This window comes from Collinsella aerofaciens (genome assembly GCF_039758965.1).
Taxonomy (GTDB): Bacteria; Actinomycetota; Coriobacteriia; order Coriobacteriales; family Coriobacteriaceae; genus Collinsella; species Collinsella aerofaciens_BR.
Map to the genome: position 1 here is coordinate 1 of NZ_JBDMSL010000010.1, position 19,977 is coordinate 19,977.

General features: G+C 60.1%; 18 protein-coding genes and 2 tRNA genes. 17 read left to right on the top strand and 3 right to left on the bottom strand.

What is annotated here, in order from left to right; all coding sequences use genetic code 11:
* The first annotated feature begins 200 nt into the window (after positions 1-200).
* The 7 genes from efp to ABHU32_RS04345 are packed head-to-tail and all read left to right on the top strand — an operon-like array spanning position 201 to position 5,298.
* Entirely contained in the window at positions 201-764 is a 564-nt protein-coding gene (gene efp / locus ABHU32_RS04315; RefSeq protein WP_117806186.1) for an elongation factor P, read from the top strand.
* A 24-nt stretch (positions 765-788) separates the two neighbouring features.
* Positions 789-1,151 carry an Asp23/Gls24 family envelope stress response protein gene (locus ABHU32_RS04320; RefSeq protein WP_006233982.1) on the top strand — a complete coding sequence of 121 codons (363 nt, stop codon included), beginning with the start codon at positions 789-791 and terminating at the stop codon, positions 1,149-1,151.
* 3 nt (positions 1,152-1,154) lie between these two features.
* Positions 1,155-1,742: a transcription antitermination factor NusB gene (gene nusB / locus ABHU32_RS04325; protein WP_346979097.1), complete on the top strand. Its 588-nt coding sequence runs from the start codon at positions 1,155-1,157 to the stop codon at positions 1,740-1,742.
* A 2-nt stretch (positions 1,743-1,744) separates the two neighbouring features.
* Positions 1,745-2,011: an exodeoxyribonuclease VII small subunit gene (locus ABHU32_RS04330; RefSeq protein ID WP_089571754.1), complete on the top strand. Its 267-nt coding sequence runs from the start codon at positions 1,745-1,747 to the stop codon at positions 2,009-2,011.
* 8 nt (positions 2,012-2,019) lie between these two features.
* Complete coding sequence (locus tag ABHU32_RS04335) at positions 2,020-2,823, top strand: TlyA family RNA methyltransferase (protein ID WP_346979172.1); 804 nt, start codon at positions 2,020-2,022, stop codon at positions 2,821-2,823.
* Positions 2,820-3,680: an NAD(+)/NADH kinase gene (locus tag ABHU32_RS04340; protein ID WP_035138200.1), complete on the top strand. Its 861-nt coding sequence runs from the start codon at positions 2,820-2,822 to the stop codon at positions 3,678-3,680. Before ABHU32_RS04335 ends, ABHU32_RS04340 begins: the two co-directional genes overlap by 4 nt.
* Positions 3,670-5,298 carry a DNA repair protein RecN gene (locus tag ABHU32_RS04345; RefSeq protein ID WP_346979099.1) on the top strand — a complete coding sequence of 543 codons (1,629 nt, stop codon included), beginning with the start codon at positions 3,670-3,672 and terminating at the stop codon, positions 5,296-5,298. Before ABHU32_RS04340 ends, ABHU32_RS04345 begins: the two co-directional genes overlap by 11 nt.
* Before the next feature lie 221 nt (positions 5,299-5,519).
* Here the strand turns inward: ABHU32_RS04345 and ABHU32_RS04350 are convergent, their stop codons facing one another.
* Positions 5,520-6,377 (bottom strand): MurR/RpiR family transcriptional regulator, encoded by an 858-nt coding sequence (locus ABHU32_RS04350; protein ID WP_226790721.1) that lies wholly within the window; start codon positions 6,375-6,377, stop codon positions 5,520-5,522.
* Positions 6,378-6,649: 272 nt separating this feature from the next.
* Here ABHU32_RS04350 and ABHU32_RS04355 point away from each other — a divergent pair, with 272 nt between their 5' ends.
* The 10 genes from ABHU32_RS04355 to ABHU32_RS04400 all read left to right on the top strand — a co-directional run bounded on the left by ABHU32_RS04355 (position 6,650) and on the right by ABHU32_RS04400 (position 17,507).
* On the top strand, positions 6,650-8,653 hold the full coding sequence (locus ABHU32_RS04355) for a fructose-specific PTS transporter subunit EIIC (RefSeq protein WP_346979100.1): 2,004 nt from the start codon (positions 6,650-6,652) through the stop codon (positions 8,651-8,653).
* A gap of 546 nt (positions 8,654-9,199) precedes the next feature.
* On the top strand, positions 9,200-9,463 hold the full coding sequence (locus ABHU32_RS04360) for an HPr family phosphocarrier protein (protein ID WP_022094575.1): 264 nt from the start codon (positions 9,200-9,202) through the stop codon (positions 9,461-9,463).
* 133 nt (positions 9,464-9,596) lie between these two features.
* On the top strand, positions 9,597-11,300 hold the full coding sequence (gene ptsP, locus ABHU32_RS04365; RefSeq protein WP_346979101.1) for a phosphoenolpyruvate--protein phosphotransferase: 1,704 nt from the start codon (positions 9,597-9,599) through the stop codon (positions 11,298-11,300).
* Positions 11,301-11,374: 74 nt separating this feature from the next.
* Entirely contained in the window at positions 11,375-12,307 is a 933-nt protein-coding gene (locus ABHU32_RS04370; RefSeq protein ID WP_006233969.1) for a 1-phosphofructokinase family hexose kinase, read from the top strand.
* Positions 12,308-12,495: 188 nt separating this feature from the next.
* Complete coding sequence (locus ABHU32_RS04375) at positions 12,496-13,428, top strand: 1-phosphofructokinase family hexose kinase (protein WP_346979102.1); 933 nt, start codon at positions 12,496-12,498, stop codon at positions 13,426-13,428.
* A gap of 195 nt (positions 13,429-13,623) precedes the next feature.
* A complete protein-coding gene (locus ABHU32_RS04380; RefSeq protein WP_346979104.1) occupies positions 13,624-15,018 on the top strand; it encodes a CCA tRNA nucleotidyltransferase in 1,395 nt (464 codons plus the stop codon).
* Positions 15,019-15,145: 127 nt separating this feature from the next.
* Positions 15,146-15,222 (top strand) — tRNA-Glu (locus tag ABHU32_RS04385).
* Positions 15,223-15,244: 22 nt separating this feature from the next.
* Positions 15,245-15,321 (top strand) — tRNA-Glu (locus ABHU32_RS04390).
* 150 nt (positions 15,322-15,471) lie between these two features.
* The gene (locus ABHU32_RS04395; protein ID WP_346979105.1) at positions 15,472-16,779 is read left to right on the top strand and encodes a lysylphosphatidylglycerol synthase transmembrane domain-containing protein; all 1,308 of its coding nucleotides are present in this window, start codon (positions 15,472-15,474) and stop codon (positions 16,777-16,779) included.
* Positions 16,780-16,895: 116 nt separating this feature from the next.
* Positions 16,896-17,507 (top strand): TetR/AcrR family transcriptional regulator, encoded by a 612-nt coding sequence (locus tag ABHU32_RS04400; protein ID WP_157757975.1) that lies wholly within the window; start codon positions 16,896-16,898, stop codon positions 17,505-17,507.
* 112 nt (positions 17,508-17,619) lie between these two features.
* Here ABHU32_RS04400 and ABHU32_RS04405 read toward each other — a convergent pair whose 3' ends face one another.
* On the bottom strand, positions 17,620-18,936 hold the full coding sequence (locus ABHU32_RS04405) for an ABC transporter ATP-binding protein (protein ID WP_346979106.1): 1,317 nt from the start codon (positions 18,934-18,936) through the stop codon (positions 17,620-17,622).
* The gene (locus ABHU32_RS04410; RefSeq protein ID WP_346979107.1) at positions 18,937-19,959 is read right to left on the bottom strand and encodes a FecCD family ABC transporter permease; all 1,023 of its coding nucleotides are present in this window, start codon (positions 19,957-19,959) and stop codon (positions 18,937-18,939) included. It lies immediately after the preceding gene.
* Between the last annotated feature and the right edge of the window lie 18 nt (positions 19,960-19,977).

The window sequence follows — 19,977 nt, forward strand, 5'->3', positions numbered from 1 at the left end:
GGGTATCGGGTTCCCACATTCATCCGCACATGTGCGGATGAATGTGGGAGGTGTTCGGATGAAGTTGATAATCAAGGTAGATTCGGGCGCCCCGCGTTTTCTTTTTATGCGCTCGCTGCAGTCGCCGTCTGCAAGTGTATAATTTCGGTCGTATGTAATTTGGACGCTTGTGCGTTCTGCCCATAACAAGAAAGGTCGCTATGCCTACCATTTCTACCGCCGACTTCAAGAACGGCCTCGGTCTCCGCATTAAGGACAAGGTCTACACCATCGTCGAGTTCCAGCATGTCAAGCCGGGCAAGGGCGGCGCGTTTGTGCGCTACAAGACCCGCGACATCAAGAGCGGCCGCGTCGTCGAGAACACCTGCAACGCCGGCACCAAGTTCGAGAGCGTCATGCTCACCACCCGTGAGTTCCAGTATCTCTACAACGATGGCGCCGACTACATCTTCATGGACAACGAGACCTATGAGCAGGTTCCCGTTCCCGAGGACATGGTGGGCGAGAACTCCAAGTGGCTGCGCGAGAACGACATTTGCCAGCTGCTCTTTGCCGACGATGAGCTCATGGGCGTGACTCCGCCGATGTTCATCGAGACCACCATCGTCCAAACCGACCCGGGCTTTAAGGGCGACACCGTCCAGGGTTCCACCAAGCCGGCCACGATCGACACCGGCGCTGTCATCCAGGTCCCCATGTACCTCAACGAGGGCGAGGTCATCAAGGTTGACACCCGCGACGGCAAGTTCGTCTCCCGCGTCTAGCAACCAAATCTTCTAGGAGGACTCATGCCCCAGGAAATCAAGATTGACGGCATCGGCATTTCGCCCGATGTTCTGACCGCCATCGTCTCGCGCGCCGTGTCGGATGTCGAGGGCATCGCCTCCGTTGGCGTCAAGGACCTTGCCACCAACCTTGTCTCCATGATGCTTTCGTCCAAGGCCCCGGCTTCCGAGCCGGCGGTCGAGGCCGAGGTCGTCGGCGACAAGCTCGCACTTACCGTGCGCGTCGTGGTGTTCTTTGGCTATCCGTTCAAGAAACTCGCCGAGGCCGTTCGCGCCGCCGTGGTCGCCGCCATCGATGCCCAGGTGGGCGTTGAGGTCGAGCGCGTCGACGTTTGCATCGACGGCCTCGTTTTCCCCAAGGAGTAACCTTTGAGCCTTAAGGTTTATCGCGGGCGCACGCTTGCCCGCAGTCAGGCGCTGCAGCTGCTGTTCCAGGCCGAGGCCACGGACAGCCCACTCGAGCGCGTCCTCGAGGGTGATTTCCTGATCTCGAAGGGTCCCCTCGACCCCTATGCGCTGGAGCTTTGCCGTGGTGCCTACGAGCATATCGATCGCATCGACTGTGCTCTGCGCTCCGTTGCCAAGAACTGGGATCTTATGCGCATGCCCGGCGCCGACCGCAATCTGCTGCGTATCGCCGTTTACGAGATGCGTTTCCTCACCGACGAGGAGGTCTCGGACGCCATCGTAATCAACGAGGCCGTCGAGCTTGCCAAGGCCTATGGCACCGACCAGTCCGCTTCGTTCGTCAACGGCGTGCTGGGCAAGATCGCTCGCAGCGAGGAGCTGCCGGGCGAGGACCTGTACCAAGAGCTGCTGGCCGAAGATCGCGCTCGCGAGGAGGCACAGGCTGCCGAGGCTGCCGCCAAGGTCGCTGCCGCTCAGGCTGCCGCCGGTGTACTTGACGAGGATGCAGACGCCGCTGGGGCCGTCGAGGCCGACTCCGTCGAGGAGTAGCCATGCCAGAGGGTTCCGTCCGCAACTTCGATGAGATCTCGGATCGCCTGGACCAGATCATCGCCACCGTTCGCTCCAAGGATACGTCCTTGGAGCGTTCGCTCGATTTGTTTGACGAGGCGATTGAGCTGGGCTCCCGAGCGGTCGATATGGTCGACAAGTTTGAGCTGACGCCGCGTGAGGCCGACAAGCTCGAGCAGGAATACGATGAGGATGCGGCAAACGAGTCCCAAGATAGACAGGCTGCATCCCCGGATACGAATGGTTGATGGCATTCATGAAACGCGTGCGTCTCGATGACGAACTGATTTCACAGGGCATCTGCGCCGATCGCGCGGATGCCCTTCGCACTCTTATGGCCGGCTTGGTTTCGAGTGGCGGTGAGCGTTTGACCTCCCCGGGGCTCAAGGTGACGCCGGGCCTGCCACTGCACGTTAAGGGGCGCATCCCGTATGTTGGGCGCGGCGGGCTCAAGCTCGAGGGCGCGCTCGATGCGTTTGGGATTGATCCGACGGACCTTGCTTGCCTCGATGTGGGCTGCTCCACGGGCGGCTTTACTGATTGCCTGCTCAAGCGCGGCGCTGCGACCGTTGTCTCGGTGGACGTGGGTCGCGCCCAGTTCGATTGGTCATTGCGTCAGGACGATCGCGTGACGCTGCATGAGCGCACAAACGTGACGCAGCTGCCTGAGCTTGGCTATGCCGGCACCATCGACCTGGCTGTGTGTGATGTCTCGTTTACCAGCATCGCGAACATTATCGATGCGGTACTGGCCTGCCTGGCTCCTACGGGTGCATTCTGCACGCTCGTAAAGCCGCAGTTTGAGGCTCCGGCGGCGCTGGTGGGCGAGGGCGGTATTGTGACCGATCCCGCCGTGCGCCGCGATACACTCGTGGCGGCGGTTGAACTCTTTGCCGCCAAGGGCCTGTTCCCGGTCGATGTGTGCGTGTCACCCATTCATGGTGCCAAGGGCAACGTTGAGTTTTTCCTGTACGGTACTAGATTTGAATCTGGCGACCGCTCGCAAGACGAGCTGCAATCCCAGGTATCGGTTATGAGCGAGAAAGCTGCAACGCTATGAAGGTCTTTCTGGTTCCCAATTACTACAAGCAAGAGGCGGTCGAGAGCGGCCTGATGCTCGAGCTTTGGCTCACTCGTCAGGGCTATGAGGTCGCATGGGCTGCCGACCAGCGATCCAAGATTCAGAGCACGCCTGATATTGACGGCTCCGATCTGGTCATTACGCTCGGCGGCGACGGCACGTTGCTGCGCGCTGCCCGCATCCTCAACCATCGTGAGATTCCTATCCTCGGTCTTTCCTATGGTCACCTGGGCTTTTTAACTGCTGCGAGTCCCGAGGAGCGCGACATTCTGCAGGTCGTGAGCGACGCCCTGTCCGGTGAGCTGCACGTGAGCCGTCGCGCTACCATCGCCGCGGATATCGTGTCCGTGCGCGAAGACGGTACGAAGGATGTCGTGCGCACTTTCGCCCTGAACGACATGGCGCTCACGCGCGGCCCCCTGTCCGATATGGTTGAGTTCGACATCACGGTGTCGGGCCACCATATCGATCGACTGCGTGGCGACGGCGTGGTCGTGTCCACGGCGACTGGTTCTACGGGTTACGCGCTCAGTGCCGGTGGCCCCATCGTGAGCCCCGACTATACGGGCATGGTCTGCGTACCCATTGCGCCGCACACCATTCAGGCCCGTGCCTTCTTGACTTCGCCGAGTGATGTCGTCGAAATCTTTATGTCTGATGACCGTCCGAGCGTTCCGGCGATCGCTATCGATGGGCAGTTTATTACCTGTGATGGCACCGTTGAGAGCGTGGCGGTGCGTCGTGGGCCCGGCGATGTGCTGCTGCTGGATTACGGCCCCGAGAGCTTCTATAACTCGGTGAGCCGCGTATTCTACGGAGTCCGTCATGATCGATGAGCTGCAGGTTTCTAACATTGCACTCATTCGCGAGGCGACGCTGGTGCCGAGTGCCGGCCTGACTGTCCTGACCGGTGAGACCGGCGCCGGCAAGACTGCGCTGCTCTCGGCGCTCAAGCTTATTTTGGGCGAGCGCGCGGATTCGTCGACGGTGCGTGAGGGCGAGGCGCTGGCGAGCGTCGAGGCGCGCCTGTTTGACGGCCCACACGACGCGGAGGGCTTTACCGTGCAGCGCAGCCTTTCTGCCGAGGGTCGCAGCCGCGTCAAGATTGACGGCCGCATCGCCAGCGTGCGCGAGCTTTCGGAGCGCGTTGGCGTGATGATGGATTTGTGCGGCCAGCACGAGCACCAACGCTTGCTCGATCCGGCGCATCACGTTGCGATGGTTGATGCGTGGGCGGGACGCTCTGCGCTCGAGGCGCTGGATGCGTACCGCGCCTGCTTTAAGGCATCGCGTGCTGCCGCCAAGGAGGTTCGACGTGTTGAAGAGGCCTCGCGTGCGCAGGGGAGCCGCGTCGAGGAGGCGCGCTTTGCGCTCGAGCGCATCGGCGAGGTCGACCCCAAACCGGGCGAGTATGAGGAACTCGAGGAACTGCTGCCGCGCTCCGAACATGCCGAGGTACTGGTTGCCACGGCCAATGATGCCCATGCATCGCTTGCTGCCGAAGGGGGAGCGCTCGATGCCGTGAACAGTGCCGTGGCAGAGCTTTCCCGTATGGCTGCCGTCGATCGCAAGCTGGGCGACATTGCCGATGCGCTTTCGGATGCCTGTATCTCCCTTGAGGATTGCGCGAACGAGCTTCGTTCCTATCGCGATGGCGTCGCCTTCGACCCGCGCGAGCTCGCTCGCATGCGTGAGCGGTATTCCGACCTCAAGGGTCTGTTGCGTCAGTGGGGTCCCACTATGGACGATGTTTTTGCCATGCGCGATCGCTCGCAAGAACTGCTGTCCCTGGTCGATGATGGCGATGAGCAGATCAAAAAGGCGCGTGAGGCACTCGGGAGCGCCGAGCGCGAGTTGTTTGCCGCTGCCAAGGCACTTAAGCGCGCTCGCAATACGGCGGCCCCGCGCTTCTGCCACGAGGTTGGCCGCCAGATGGCGCGCTTGGAGATGGGTAGTGCCGAGCTCGTCTGGGAGTCGCGCGATCTTCCCCGTGCTGAGTGGACGCCCGTTGGTCCTTCGAGCTACGAGCTGCTATACCGCAGCGGTGCCGGCTTGACGCCACGTCCCCTGCGCCGCATTGCGTCGGGCGGCGAGCTCAGCCGCGTCATGCTGGCAAGTAAGGTTGTCCTCGGTAACGCGGACGGTGTCGATACGCTGGTGTTTGACGAGGTCGATGCTGGTGTCGGTGGCTCCACGGCGCGTGCACTCGCGGGCGTGCTCGCAGATCTCGCCTCTACGCATCAGGTGATTGTCGTAACCCACTTGGCGCAGGTCGCCGTCATGGCCGACAAGCATTATGTTGTCAGCAAGGAACCAGGCGATGTTCCCCAGACGCATTTGGACGAGGTAACCGGCGAAGCGCGTACCGCCGAGATCGCCCGCATGTTGAGCGGCGATCAGTCCGAGGCAAGCCTGGCGCACGCCAAACAGATGCTTGCGGAGGCGCGTGCCTAGGCCGAGCCGCCACATGTATGTCCAATCCGGCCGCCACGAAACGGGTCCATCTACTACTTTTGGCAGGGCATCGGCAACCACGCCAAGAATTGCAAAAAGAAAACCGCAGGTAGAACGCCTGCGGTTTTCTCTATTTTGGGTGTATGGTTGGCGCTTGAGGTTAAAACGTAGTAGATGGGCGGATTTCGTGGCGAGGGGCGTCTATCGGCTCCCCAATTTACCTACTCAACGACCTTATCCGGCTGGATGAGCTCCTCGTAGTAGCTGATATGCTCACGCGCGTCTTCAATCTCGGGCAGCAGGAAGTTGTAGATGACTTCGATGATCATCGTGGCGCTGATCTTAGAGAACGCAAAGTCGCCCGTCGTCAGCAGCGCTTCGTGGTTGACGGTATTAAAGGTGTAGTCTGCCAGACGCGCGAGCGGGGATTTGCTGTCGCTGCTGATGACGACTACGGTTGCGCCGCAGTTGCGAGCCGCTTTTGCCATGCGATTCAGTCGGCGCGATTTGCCGGAGTTTGAGATAAGCACGATGACGTCACCCGGGCGTAACGTGAGCGCAAAGCCGATTGATGTCTCGCTAATGGTGCTCGCCATGCAGCGCAGGCCCAGCTGCGAAAACTTAAACGTCGCATCGAGCGCGACCGCGTTCGTATTGCCCACAGCCGCAAACTCAATAACCCCTGCATGCTTAAGGGCATGCACAACAGCCGCCAGCGTATCGTGGTCGATTCCGTCGATGGTCGCATTAAGCTCGCTCACCTTGGCAGCCAGGATGTTCTTGAGGCTCTGCTCCATATTGTCGAGCGAGACCTCGTCGGTCAGGCCCTCGTTGCGCTGGCTTTCCAAATCCCTCGCCAACGAAAACTGAAAGCTGCGGAAGCTGCCAAACCCAAGCTTGCGGCAGAAGCGCGAAACGGTCGCCTCGGACGTGGCAGCGGCGCGTGAGAGCTGAGCCGCCGTGAGGCGTGGAGCCTCGGACTGGTGCTCCAATATATAGTCGACAATGCGCTGCTCGGACTCGCTGTATCCCTGGTGGGTACTAATGAGGGAAAGTGCGCTCTTGCTACTATCGGTCATGGATGGCTCCTGGTTGGCATGAAAATCTAATTTGATTCGCAATGCCATAGTATACGGGCATTTTCAATTACAAGATACACCTTGCCGTTTCAAGTGTTGATGGTAAACTTTCACTTACCGTTTACGGTTATGAAAGAACCTTTCACCGGAGAATTGCACCTTGTCTCTTCTCACGCGGACGGTAGGTTGGTATCTTTCAGTTGTGGAAAAACGCGCATCGAAGCGCGTGTAGGGGAGCGCCCGCGGGCGCTGTACTCAAGAAGGAGGGACACATGGCTAAGTTTGACATCATCGCCGCGACCGGTTGCCCGACCGGCATTGCGCACACCTTCATGGCGAAGGAGGCGCTGGAGAAGGCAGCTGCCGAGCGCGGTCTGACCATTAAGGTCGAGACTCATGGCCAGGTCGGTGTCGAGAACGAGCTCACCAAGAGTGAGATCGCTGGCGCCAAGGCCGTCGTCGTCGCAGCCGACAAGGATGTCCAGGCTGAGCGTTTCGCCGGCAAGCCCATGGTTTCCGTTGGTGTTTCCAAGGCCCTGTCCGTTGAGGCCGCCGGTAAGCTGATTGATCGCGCGCTCGCCGCCAAGGGTGACGACACGGTTGCAGCTGCCGCCGATGTCGAGGACGATGTCGAGGAGAAGGAGTCCATCGGCCACATCATCTACAAGCACCTCATGAACGGCGTCAGCCACATGCTGGTCTTCGTTGTTGCCGGTGGTGTTCTGACCGCTGTCTCGTTCCTGTGGGGCATTACGTCCTTCGATTCGACGGCGTCTGACTACAACAGCTTTGCTGCGATGCTCAAGATCATCGGCGGCATCGCCATGAACCTCATGGTTCCGGTGCTTTCCGCCTACATCGCCGAATCCATCGGCAAGCGTCCGGCGCTCGTTCCCGGTTTCGTCGCCGGTATGATCGCCATCCAGGGTCTGCCTGTTAACGCCGATACCGGTATGATCGACGCCGGTGGCGCAGGTGTGGGCTTTGGCTTCCTGGGCGGCATCGTCGGCGGCTTCCTCGCTGGCTATGTCATCCTGCTGCTCGAGAAGGTTTTTGCCGGTCTGCCCAAGAACCTGGACGGCCTCAAGGCTATCTTCCTGTACCCGCTGTTCTCGACCGCCATCGTCGGTCTGGTCATGCTCGGCATCTCCGGCCCCATGGCTGCCATCAACACCGCCATGATGGACTTCCTCAAGGGCCTGTCCGCCTCTGGCGCCGTTGTCCTGGGTCTTGCCATCGGCTGCATGTGCGCCTTTGACATGGGTGGCCCGGTCAACAAGGCTGCTTACGTCACCGGTACCGCTATGCTCACCGAGGCTCTGGCCGCCGGTGTCGGTACCGACACCTACAACTTCGGCACCAACTTCATGGCTGCCGTCTCCGCCGCCTGCATCGTTCCGCCGCTGATCACCACCTTCGCCGTCGTTGTCGGCAAGAAGTACTTCAGCCAGGAGGATCACGACGCCGGTGTCGTCAACCTCATCCTTGGTTGCACCCACATCACCGAGGGCGCCATTCCGTTCATGACCAAGAACATCTGGCCCGTCATGCCCATCATGATGCTCGGTTCCTCCATCGCTTCGATCCTGACCATCATGTTCAACGTTCATGATCCGGCGCCCCACGGTGGCTTCCTGGTCCTGCCCGTTGTCGAGAACGGTCCGCTGTGGGTCCTCGCTATCCTCATCGGCGCCGTGATCGGTGGCATCCTGTTCGTGGCCTTCAAGAAGTACGACTTCGAGAAGAACCATAAGGCCGCTCCTGCAGCCAAGCCGGTTGAGGCCCCCAAGGCCGCTGCCGTCGAGGCCCCCAAGGCCGAGGCTTCCGACTTCGTGAAGGTCGAGAACGTCTTTGTCGCCGAGGACTTCGCTTCTCGTGACGAGGCCTTGAGCTTTGTTTCCAACCAGGCCGTCAAGGCCGGTATCGCCGGCGACGCCGACGCCGTTATGAACGCCTTCCTGGCCCGCGAGGCCGAGGGCACCACGGGCATGATGGAGGGCTTCGCTATTCCGCATGCCAAGTCCGACGCCATCACCGAGGCTGCCGTCATCGTCGTCAAGGACGACTCTGGCGTGACCGGTTGGGACACCATGGACGGCGCTCCCGTCAACGTTGCCATTGCCCTGCTCATCCCGGGCGCTCAGGCTGGCACCACGCACCTCAAGATCCTGTCCAAGGTCGCCGAGGCGCTCATGGACGAGGACTTCCGTGCCACCGTCAAGGGTTCCACCGACGCCGCCGAGATCGCCAAGACGATCAACGCCCGCCTGGTCTAATTCCACGGTACGCGAATAACATCGCCCCTTGTAACAAAGGCGGAGACCCTCTCCAGGGCCTCCGCCTTTTTCATCCCCAAATAAGTTGCGGTGAAATAGGGACTGTGTAAACGATTCAACCCCAAATTCAGTCCCTATTTCACCGCAACTTACAAAAGGGTACAGATAGGCCCCTTCAACTAGTTCAACCAGGCGAACAAAAATCAGCCAGAATTCCGTTCGCACGATATTGCTCTGGACCGACTGAGTTTCCGCAGCTTGCTCGCCCACAGGGGGCCGGGCGCGGCCTGCGAGATTTATCGCGAGTTCCGCACGAGCCGAAGAGCACTTAATGTGCTCTTCGTGCGAGCAGGACTGTAGAGCAGGAAATCTCACTGGCCACGCCCGGCCCCCTGTGGGCGAGCAAGCGGACGACAAACACATCTGTCCAACAATTCGTGCGAAACATAATGAAAAACAGTTTGATGTGAGTTAATATAAACAACGTCGTGAATCTGACTCCTGCCGCATGCATGACAGGGGTTAAACACAAAAAAGGAGTCAATTATGGTTTCTGAGAAGGCTACCCTCGTCAATCCGCAGGGTCTTCACATGCGTCCGGCCGGCCTCTTCGCCTCCACCATGGGCAAGTACGCCTGCGACGTGACTGTCGTCACCCCCGAGAAGGAGGTCAACGGTAAGTCCCCGATGGCCCTCATGGCTGCTGGTATCCCCTGCGGTACCGAGGTCGAGGTCAAGTGCGACGGCGCTGACGAGGCCGAGGCTCTGGCTGCTGCCATCGAGCTCATCAAGAGCGGTCTTGGCGAGTAGAACTCAAACGGGTCGCATGTTGAACAACTAAGTTCATATTTGGGGGCGCAGTGACCTGTTGTAAGGTAGCTGCGCTCTTTTGTCATGGATATGGCAAAACGCTTTATCACATGACACGGAGAGAGGAATGGGAATGTATCAGGGAGTCAACGCTTCCGAGGGCATCGGTATCGGCACCGTCATGGTCGCCGTCGATCCCGACTTGACGTTTGAGCCGCACGAGGTTGCTGATTCGGCAGCAGAGAAGGAGCGCTATCAGTCCGCTCTTTCGGTCTTCTGCGAGAAGACCCAGGCTCAGGCCGACCACATGAAGGAGACGGTGGGCGAGGCCGAGGCCGAGATCATGAGCGGACACATTGTCCTGGCTCAGGACCCGGGGATGACCGACGCCATCAACGCCGCCATTGACGGCGGTACCTGCGCCGAGCAGGCGCTCATGGACACCTCGACCATGTTCGAGAACATGTTCCTGTCCATGGACGACGAGATGTTCCGTCTGCGTGCGGCCGACATCGCCGACATCCGCACCGGTATTCTGGCTGAGCTGCTGGGCAAGGAGGTCGTCGACCTCTCCGTCCTGCCCGAGAACACTGTCGTTGTCGTGCACGACCTCACGCCGTCCATGACCGCCACGATCGATAAGGCCCACGTTGCCGGTATCGTCACCGAGACCGGTGGCCGCACGTCGCACTCCGCGATCATTGCGCGCGCCCTCGAGATCCCGGCTGTCCTTTCGGTTTCCAACAGCTGCACCGCTCTGCGCAACGGTATGACTGTTGTCGTCGACGGTGGCAAGGGTATCGTCGAGGCCGATCCCGACGAGGAGACGCTCGCTGCCTACACCGCCAAGGCCGAGGCCTTCGCTGCCGAGAAGGCAGCCCTCGAGGCCTTCCGTGGCAAGCCGTCCGTGACTGCCGATGGCATCAAGAAGATCATCGCCTGCAACATCGGTAACCCCGATGACGTGCCCAACGCGCTCGATCACGACGCCGAGGCCATCGGTCTGTTCCGCTCCGAGTTCCTGTTCATGGACTCTGCTGAGCTTCCTTCCGAGGAGGAGCAGTTCAACGCCTACCGTAAGGCCGCCAGCGCGCTCAAGGGTGCTCCGGTCATCATCCGCACGCTCGATGTGGGTGGCGACAAGGAGATTCCGTATCTGCACATGGTCAAGGAAGACAACCCCTTCATGGGCTTCCGTGCCGTGCGTTACTGCCTGGCCAATCCCGACCAGTACAAGGTCCAGCTCCGCGCTCTGCTGCGCGCTAGCGCCTTCGGTGACGTCAAGATCATGATCCCGCTCGTCACCTGCGTCGAGGAGGTCTTGGCTGTCAAGGAGCTCGTCGAGCAGTGCAAGGCCGAGCTGACCGAAGAGGGTCGCAAGTTCAACGAGAACATCGAGGTCGGCATCATGGTCGAGACGCCCGCCGCTTCGCTGCTCGCAGACCGTCTGGCCGAGGTCGCCGACTTCTTCTCCATCGGCACCAACGACCTGATCGGCTACACCATGTGCGCCGACCGTGGCAACGACACCATCTCCAACCTATACCAGGTGTACTATCCCGCCGTGCTCCGCTCGCTCAAGAACATCATCGAGAGCGGCGTGAAGGCCGGCATCATGGTCGGTATGTGCGGCGAGGCCGCTGCCGATCCGCTGCTCGAGCCGCTGCTGATCAGCTGGGGCCTGGAGGAGTTCTCGATGAGTGCTCCGTCCATCCTGCGCGCCCGCAAGACCATCAGCCAGTGGACCAAGGCCGAGTGCGACGAGCTCGCCGAGAAGGCGCTCGCCTGCAACACCGCTGCCGAGGTCAAGGCACTGCTCGAGTCCGCAGCTCGCTAATTTGGTATCAGAGGTAACCGCGTGGTTGGAATGGGCCGGCCACGCGGCCCTCACATATACAGGGGGTACTGTAAATGTTCTACACGCTAACCGCTAACCCGGCTGTCGACATGACGGTTTCGAGCTCTCCGCTCGAGCCCGACGAGAACGTCCGCACCGGCTCGGCCAGCTACACGGCTAACGGCAAGGGCCTCGACGTGTCCTTCGCCTTTAAGAAGATGGGCGTCGACACCGTCGCGCTCGGCTTCTTCGCCGGCTTCACGGGCAAGTTCATCGTCGAGGAGGTCATGAACCTGGGTTGCCTCTGCCGCCCGGTCTGGACCGACGGTATCACGCGCATTAACACCTACGTCAACGATGGCCAGCACGAGTACGGCATCCTGAACCCGGGTGCTCCGATCACGCCGCAGCACCAGGAGGAGCTCTACAACATCCTGGACACCGCGGGCGATCTCGAGTGCCTGATCGTTTCCGGCTCCGTGCCTCCCAAAGCTACGCCTGACTTCCTGGCTCAGGTCATGGAGCACGCTCAGGCTCGTGGCGCCGACGTCGTCTTGGACCTGTCCTCCGACAAGCTCAAGGAGCTCGCTCACAAGAAGCCGCTGCTCATCAAGCCGAACCATCACGAGATGAAGGCCATCTTCGGCGTGCCGGTCGATACCGACGACGAGGTTCGCGTTGCCATGAAGATGGCTCACGACGCTGGCGTTCAGAACGTGCTGCTCACCCGCGGTAGCCGCGGCGACGCTTACTTCTCCAACGGCGAGGACATCTGGTACGCCAAGCGTGAGTTCAACATCAAGCTGGTTTCTTCCGTCTGCGCCGGCGATTGCACCCTCGCTGCGTTCCTGCACAAGTGGTACAGGGATCGCGACAACGTCGAGGAGGCCATGAAGCTCGCTATGGCCACCGGCGCCAACGTCGCCGAGTCCGTCGGTATTGGCGACTTTGGTCACGTCGACGAGTACAGCAAGCGCGTTGCTGTCCGCAAGCTCGATCGTCAGTAATCGAAACGCGACATATTCGTGCGCATGCGGCGCCCCGGTTTCGGCCAGGGCGCCTTTTTGTTCCGTCATAGGGGAGAGATGTCCTGCCGTACTTCATCGCTTCCACACCGTTCACCGAGTTGTCCTAGCCTTTTACCGATGCGTGGAATATACTTTCATTAACACGTTGCTTCGTGAAAGGAACATTCATGATTTACACGCTCACTGCAAATCCCGCCATTGACTACAACATCGCCTGCGACGGCCTTGCTGCCAACACCGTCACGCGTACTCGCAACGCCGTCTATACGCCCAACGGCAAGGGCCTCAACGTCTCGTTTACGCTTGACCACTACGGTGTCGACACCACGATCCTGGGCTTCTTCGCTGGCTTCTCGGGCGAGTTTATCGTCAAGGGCGCCGAGGCCCTGGGCGTGCCCGTCAAGCCCGTGTGGACCGACGGCATCACGCGCGTCAACGTGTTCCTCAATGCCGGCCCCGACACCGAGTACAACATGGTCAACGCCGGTGCCGCCATCAACGAGGCCAACGAGCAGGAGATGTTTGAGCTCATCGATTCGCTCGATGACATGACCTGCCTGGTAATCAGTGGCTCGCTGCCTCCCAACACTTCCGAGGGCTTCCTGGCCGTGGTTCTGCGCCGCGTCAAGGCCAAGGGTGCCGAGTTCGTGCTCGATATCTCGAGCCATCAGCTGGCAGACCTCATTGCCATGGAGCCGCTGCTGATCAAGCCCAATGACGACGAGCTGCTCGACATCTTTGGCATCAAGGTGAGCGGTGGCGACGATGAGTCCGTCAAGGGCGCTATGGCCGAGCTGCATGCCAAGGGCGCCAAGAACGTGCTGCTGACCCTCGGTGGCGCCGGTGCTTACTTCTCCAACGGCGAGCACATCTGGTTTGCCAACCGCACCTTCGACGTCAAGCTGCTGTCGACGGTGTGTGCCGGCGATTCCTCGCTCGCTGCCTTCCTGTCCGTGTGGCACGACGCCCCCGAGCGTGTTGAGGATGCTTTGCGTCTTTCGATGGCCACCGGCGCCAACGTGGTCGAGTGCCCCGGTCTGGGCGATTTTGCCAAGGTGGACGAATATAAGAAGCACATCGAGGTTCGCCAGGTCTGCTAGCAGCATCGATACATCGTTGCCGAACACCCGCTTTGGATTACCAAGGCGGGTGTTTTTTGTGCGCTGAACGTATGTGGCGTTTGCTGTCTCGTTTTATCGAATCGACGACGCGATTGCGTGTGCGCGCTTTCTCGTTTCTTGTTAGACTTCTTGAGAACCATCGATTAACGCTCGCAAGTGCAGGAGGCCATAGGCATGTGCAATGTTTCTCTCAACGGTACGCAACCGTCTGATGCCTCCCTGCGCGTCCTGCGTTCGCTCGAAGCAGCCGGTCTTGAGGCTTGGTACGTAGGCGGTTGGGTGCGCGACGCCCTGATGGGGCGCCCCAGCCACGATGTTGATATGTGCTGTAGCGGCCTGTGGCAGGAGTCCAAAGCGGCGCTCGAGACCGCCGGCATCGCGGTCGTAGAGTCGGGCATTAAATTTGGCGGAATCACGGCTATTTCCGATGGCGAGCGTATCGAGGTCACCACGTACCGCCTGGATGGCTTTTACACCGATGGTCGCCATCCCCAGAGTGTGGAGCGTGCCGCCTCGCTCGAGGACGATCTAGCGCGCCGCGACTTTACCGTCAACGCCATGGCCTGGCATCCCGAGCGCGGGCTTGTCGACCGCTACGACGGCCAGGGTGACTTGGAGCGCAAGCTGATTCGTGCTGTCGGCGATCCCAAGCGTCGCTTTAACGAGGATGCACTGCGCATGTTGCGCGCGGTGCGCTTTGCCTGCCGCCTTGACTTTATGATTGAGCCCGAGACCAAGCGCGCGCTTGCCGAGTGCGCGCCGCTGCTCGATGCCGTAGCGCGCGAGCGTGTGGGTATTGAGCTCGAGGGCATTCTTTCGACCGGTCACGGGGGAGACGCCATGTTGCGCTACCCTGAGCTCATCTGCGTCGCTGTGCCCGAGTTGGCAGCGGGTCGCGGGTTTGATCAGCGAAGTGTCTATCATGCGTTTAACGTCTACGAGCATATCGCCCGTGTGCTGACGGTGGCAGGGGAGCTGGCGCTGTGCGACGGCGTCGCGCCATCGTCGAGCCTTATGTGGGCGGCGTTTTTGCACGATGTCTCCAAGCCCGAGTGCTTTACGGTCGATCACGCCGGCAGCGGACACTTCTACGGTCATCCCGAGCTCGGCGCCAAGAAAGCGCGCGTCATTATGGATCGCCTGGCACTCTCGCACGACTTGGTGCGCGACGTGTGCCTGCTCATCAAATATCACGATAAGCCGCTGCGCCCCGAGCGATCCTGCCTGCTCAATATGATGCGCGCGCTTTCGGGCGAGGGCGTCGACACGCCGCGTCTGATGGACGAGCTCATGGACCTTAAGCGTGCCGATACGCTCGGCAAGGCCCCGTCTTGCTTCTATTACGTTGAGACGATTGAGGAGATGCGCGCGATGGCGCACGAGCTGCTGAAGGCAGGGGAGCCCTATACGCTCAAGATGCTCGCCATCAACGGCGGCGACCTGATCCGTGCCGGAGTCAAGCCCGGGCCGGAACTGGGTCAGCTTCTCAACTCCGCCCTCGACGCCGTGATCGAAGACAATATTCCCAACGACCGCGAAGCTCTTTTGGTCCATCTCAACTTGAATTAGCTATCCAGTTTACCTGCGTGTTCCATAACCTGCCGACATTTTTTCGGCAATTTGGAATTTCTTCTTGCGCTGACGTTTTTTGTCCCGTAATATATTTCCTCGCAGCACGGCAGTGCAGATGTCATGTGGCCCGTTCGTCTAGCGGTTTAGGACGCCGTCCTCTCAAGGCGGAGATCACCAGTTCGAATCTGGTACGGGCTACCACTTCTTTTCTGCTGAGGCTTATGGCCCGTTCGTCTAGCGGTTTAGGACGCCGCCCTCTCAAGGCGGAGATCACCAGTTCGAATCTGGTACGGGCTACCACGCATTTGATTCCCGGGCTTCCCATGGAAGGCCGGGTTTTTTATTTTCAAACAACCGTCTGCAATTCCCGTTTGAACCAGAGCTTTTCGTTCTGTCTATGGTCCTTGCGGGTACAATATCCAAGATATTTTGACTGTTAGAAGGAGTCTCATGACGGAGTCCTCTCAGCATACGTCTAAGCCCCAGGTCGAGGTTGAGGCCTCGGGCGGAGATGACAATAAGAGCGCACGCCGCGGCGCCATCTTTATCGGCGTCGTGCTGGTGGGTTATATCGTCTATCTGGTGGTAACCGGGCAGATGGGGCAGTTCTGGGCCGCAATGTCGAGCGTCCAGGCGCCTTGGCTCGCTGCTGCATGCTTTTGCATGTTCCTGTACCTGTTCTTTGGCATTGTGGCCTATGCGATCGCTGTCTGGCTCGACCCCAATTCACCCGTCGGCATTCGCGACCTCATTTCGGTCGAGGCGAGCGGCATCTTCTTTGGCAACCTCACACCTATGATGATGGGCTCGACTCCTGCTCAGATCTACCGCCTGACCAAGGCGGGCCAAAATGTCGGCGAGGCCGGAGCCACGCAATTCACGCGCTTTATCGTGTATCAGTTTGGCCTCGTTGCCTGGGGCGCTATCCTACTGCTTGCTCGCATGCCGTTTTTTGCCGAGCGCTATGGCGACATGACGCTGCTGTGCGTCTTTAGCTTTGGTGGGCACTGCTGCATCTTGCTTGGCATCTTCGCCGTCGCGCTCATGCCTAAGACCGTCACGCGCGTCGCCCACTGCATCATCAATTGGCTTGAGCGCATTGGTGTCTCGGCCACTAAGATCGAGGGATGGCGCACGTTTGTCGATGGCGAGATCTACTCCTTCTCCGAGAAGTTCAAGCTTTCAGCCGGACATTTTTCTTCCATGCTGCTCACTGTGTTTATCACCATGCTGCAGCTCGCGTTTTTCTATCTGGTTCCGTATTTCCTAATGCTTGCCTTTGGCCACCACGAGGTCGACTTTTTCTCGGTCATGGCCGCGAGCGCCTTTGTCCAGTTGCTGAGCTCTGCGGTCCCCTTGCCCGGTGGAACTGGTGGCGCTGAGGGCGGCTTTGCATTGTTCTTGGGTCATTTCTTTGGGTCGGCTTCGACCGCCGGCTATCTGCTGTGGCGTCTCATTACGTTTATTGCCCCTACCATTTTGGCTGCGCCTCTGCTGGGACTTAAGAGCGCCCACAACGAGAGCATCCATGCGCGCTGGGATCGTGTGATGCGCAAGCTCGGCCGCACGCCTCAGACGCCCTCTGCGCCCACTAAGCCGCACCCCACGAATGCTGTTACCGTTGATCCCAGGAAGCACGCTCAGAAGGCTTCTGGGACCGCTAAGCCGGCTCATAAAGCCTATGTGCGCCAGACAGGCGATGGTATTCGCGTATCTCCGTCGGCACTTAATAAGAAGAAGCATCCTAAGTCGCAGTAGGGCAGTCGTGCGTTCTTCATGACGCGGGGCATATTTGTGCCGTATGGGGGATAATCCTCTTACGTAGATTATCTCTCATCTGTTGATGAATGCTCGCATATCGAAGGGACACGCCCATGGCAACCAGCAAACCGCGTCTTGACCGCCGCATCGTTCGCAGCCGCAATGCCATCCTTTCTGCTTTCGAGCGCCTGCTCATGGAAAAGCCGTTGGCAGACATTACGGTGAGTGCCATCGCGCGCGAGGCCAATGTCGACCGCAAGACTTTTTACGTTCACTTTGGTACGGTTGACGGCCTGCTCGATGCCATTGCCGTCGATGTTGTGGAGATGATTGTCGACTCGGTCGAGAAAACGCTTGCTTCCATGGACGGCGACACCAACGAGCGCGCCCTTGGCGCGGCGGCGACCTTCTTTAAAACCGTTAACGAGGCGCTGTGCAACAACCTCGTGCTCAATCGTCAGCTGATCGAGAACATACCGCTCGATGATTTTATGGCTCGTCTTCGTGCACCGCTCGAGCACGAGATTGCCGAGCGCGATCTGCTGCCCCAAGGTCTCAAGGACGAGATGTTCGACTACTATCTGGCGTTTTTGCTGTCGGGTATTATCGGTATCTATCGCACGTGGGCGCTGTCTGACGGCTCGGTTCCTATTGAGCGCGTCTCTGAGGTCGCCAACGATCTGACCCTCAATGGCCTGTCGAGTCTGGAATCTCGTTTGGATTAGGCCTAGTTGAGCTCGTCGGCGTGGAAATTCCTGTTCACGAGGTTCTCCGGCGCCTTGGAGACCTCGCCGGCGTAGGAGCTGTAGCCTTAGGATCCTTAAATGAAAGTCCAGTTTATCCTTCCCACTCCAATTGGGAATCCTCCGATGCGCCTTCGCACGCTCGCATGACCTCGATACCATGCGAGCGTGCGAACTCGACGAGCTCTGCGTTGCGGGCGTTTATGGTGCCGAAGGCGGCGGGGCACACGATAAGGCGCGCGCAGTGGACGAGGAGCTCTTTGGCGCGGGCTATGGTTTTATCCCCGATCGGCTCGAAGGCGCGCTCGGCCACGCATTCCGTCGCCAGGTCACGCGCGAGCTCGCAGTCGATGTCCCCTTCGTGCAGAACGCCCGCGTAGAACGCCTTGCCCTGCCGGATGAGCTGGCGAAACACAGCTGACCCCGTACCTGCGCCGGCGATGACGAACGTGTGCGCATCGCCGTGTGGACGCCCAATTTCCACGCTGCCGAAGCGCTCGTTGAAGGTGCCTTGTTGAAGGCCGTAGAGCTCGCCAATCGTCTCGCGCGTGAATATGTCCTCGGGTGCGCCGGCGCGGAAGACCCGGCCGTCCTTCACGCAAATCACCTTGTCGGCGCTTCTCTGCGCGAGCTCGAGTTCGTGGATGGACATGATGACAGCAACATTCCGCGATTTCGCAAGGTGGCGAAGTATTCGCAGCAGGTCGATCTGGTAGCGGATATCGAGATACGACGTGGGCTCATCGAGCACGAGCACACGCGGATCCTGCGCGATGGCGCGTGCGAGCATGACGCGCTGGCGTTGCCCGTCGCTTATCTGCATGAAGTCGCGCTCGGCGAGCTCTTCCACATGTGCGGTTTTCATGGCCTCGTCGACCCGACTATGGTCGTCAGGCGAGAGTGTTCCCATTCGCCCGGTGTAGGGATGCCTTCCCGCCTCTACGATATCGCGGCAGGTGAGGAGTTCGGTCCGGGGGCGATCTGTCAGCATAACGGCAAGGTTCCTTGCGAACTCCGCCGTCTTCCATCGGGAATTCTCTCGCCCGTCGAGCTCGACCGCGCCGGCAAGCGGTGCCAGATGGCGTGTGATGGTTTTCAAGATGGTCGACTTGCCCGAGCCGTTCGGCCCGATGAGCGCCACGACGTCGCCCGCGCGAACCTCCAGATCGACGCCTTCGACTACGACCTTCTTGTCGTAGCCCGCCGACAGGTCGCTTATGCGGAAAAGCGGCGCTCCGTCAGCCTGCGTTTCGACCGGGGTTTCGAGGTTCGACTCCGCTCGGAGGAGGCGTTCCGCGCGCAGTTCCGCACGAGCCGAAAGTGCCTTCTGGCGCTTTCGTGCGAGCTTAGGACTGTCTAAGCATGGAATGTCCTCTCCGAGCGTTTTGGGCCGCGGCACGAATTCCTCCATCTACCTCACCCGCTTCTTCAACATGAGCGCAATAACCACCGGCGCGCCGAAGATGGCGGTGACGGCGCTGATGGAAAGCTCGACGGGAGAGAACAGCGTGCGCGCGATCAAATCGCAGCCCGCGCAGAAGATGGCGCCTCCCAAGAAGCACGCAGGAATCACGCGGATGGGCTTCGACGACTTCAGCGCCGACTTCACGAGATGCGGAACCGCGATGCCTACGAACGACACCGGACCAGCGAACGCGGTCACGCAGGCGGAGAGCATGCTCGCTAGAAGGACGAGCACCACGCGGAAGCGTGCGACGTTCACGCCGACGCTTTTCGCGTAGGCTTCTCCTAGCTGGAAGGCGGAAAGGGGCTTCGATATCGCGAATACGCATGCGCTCACGGCGATCACCACGACCGTGATGACCGCGACGTCGTCCCAGCTCGAACCCGAGAAGCTACCCAAAGACCAGTTGTGCAGGTTCACGATGGACTGGTCGTCGGCGAAGGCGATGAGGAAGTTCGTCGCCGCCGAGCAGATGTATCCCACCATGACGCCCGCCACGATGAGCATGGCCATGGAACTTATGCGCCGTGCGATGAGGAGCACGAAGCCGATGGTGATAAGCGAGCCCAGAAACGCTGCGACCACCATGGCCGGCGAGGACATGGCCTGGTTCGCGCCCAGAAGTACGATCATCGTAAGCGCGACGACGAACTTTGCGCCCGAGGAGACGCCCAAGATGAACGGGTCGGCGATGGGGTTGTTGAAAAACGTCTGCAGCAGGAACCCGGAGAGGGAAAGCGCCCCGCCGAGAAGCACGGCTGAAAGCACGCGCGGCAGACGAATCTCCCAGATGATCTGGCTTTCCATGGAATTGGCCGCGCCGCCCGAAAGGATGTCGGGGATGTGGTCTGCGGGCACGAGCGCGCTCCCGATGCACAGGTTGGCCCCGACGAGCACGATGAGGGCAACGGCGAGCAGCGCCGTCACGACGCGACACCGCGCGGCGCGCCCCGATTCGTCGTATGTCATGGAAAGCCGGCTTCTCAT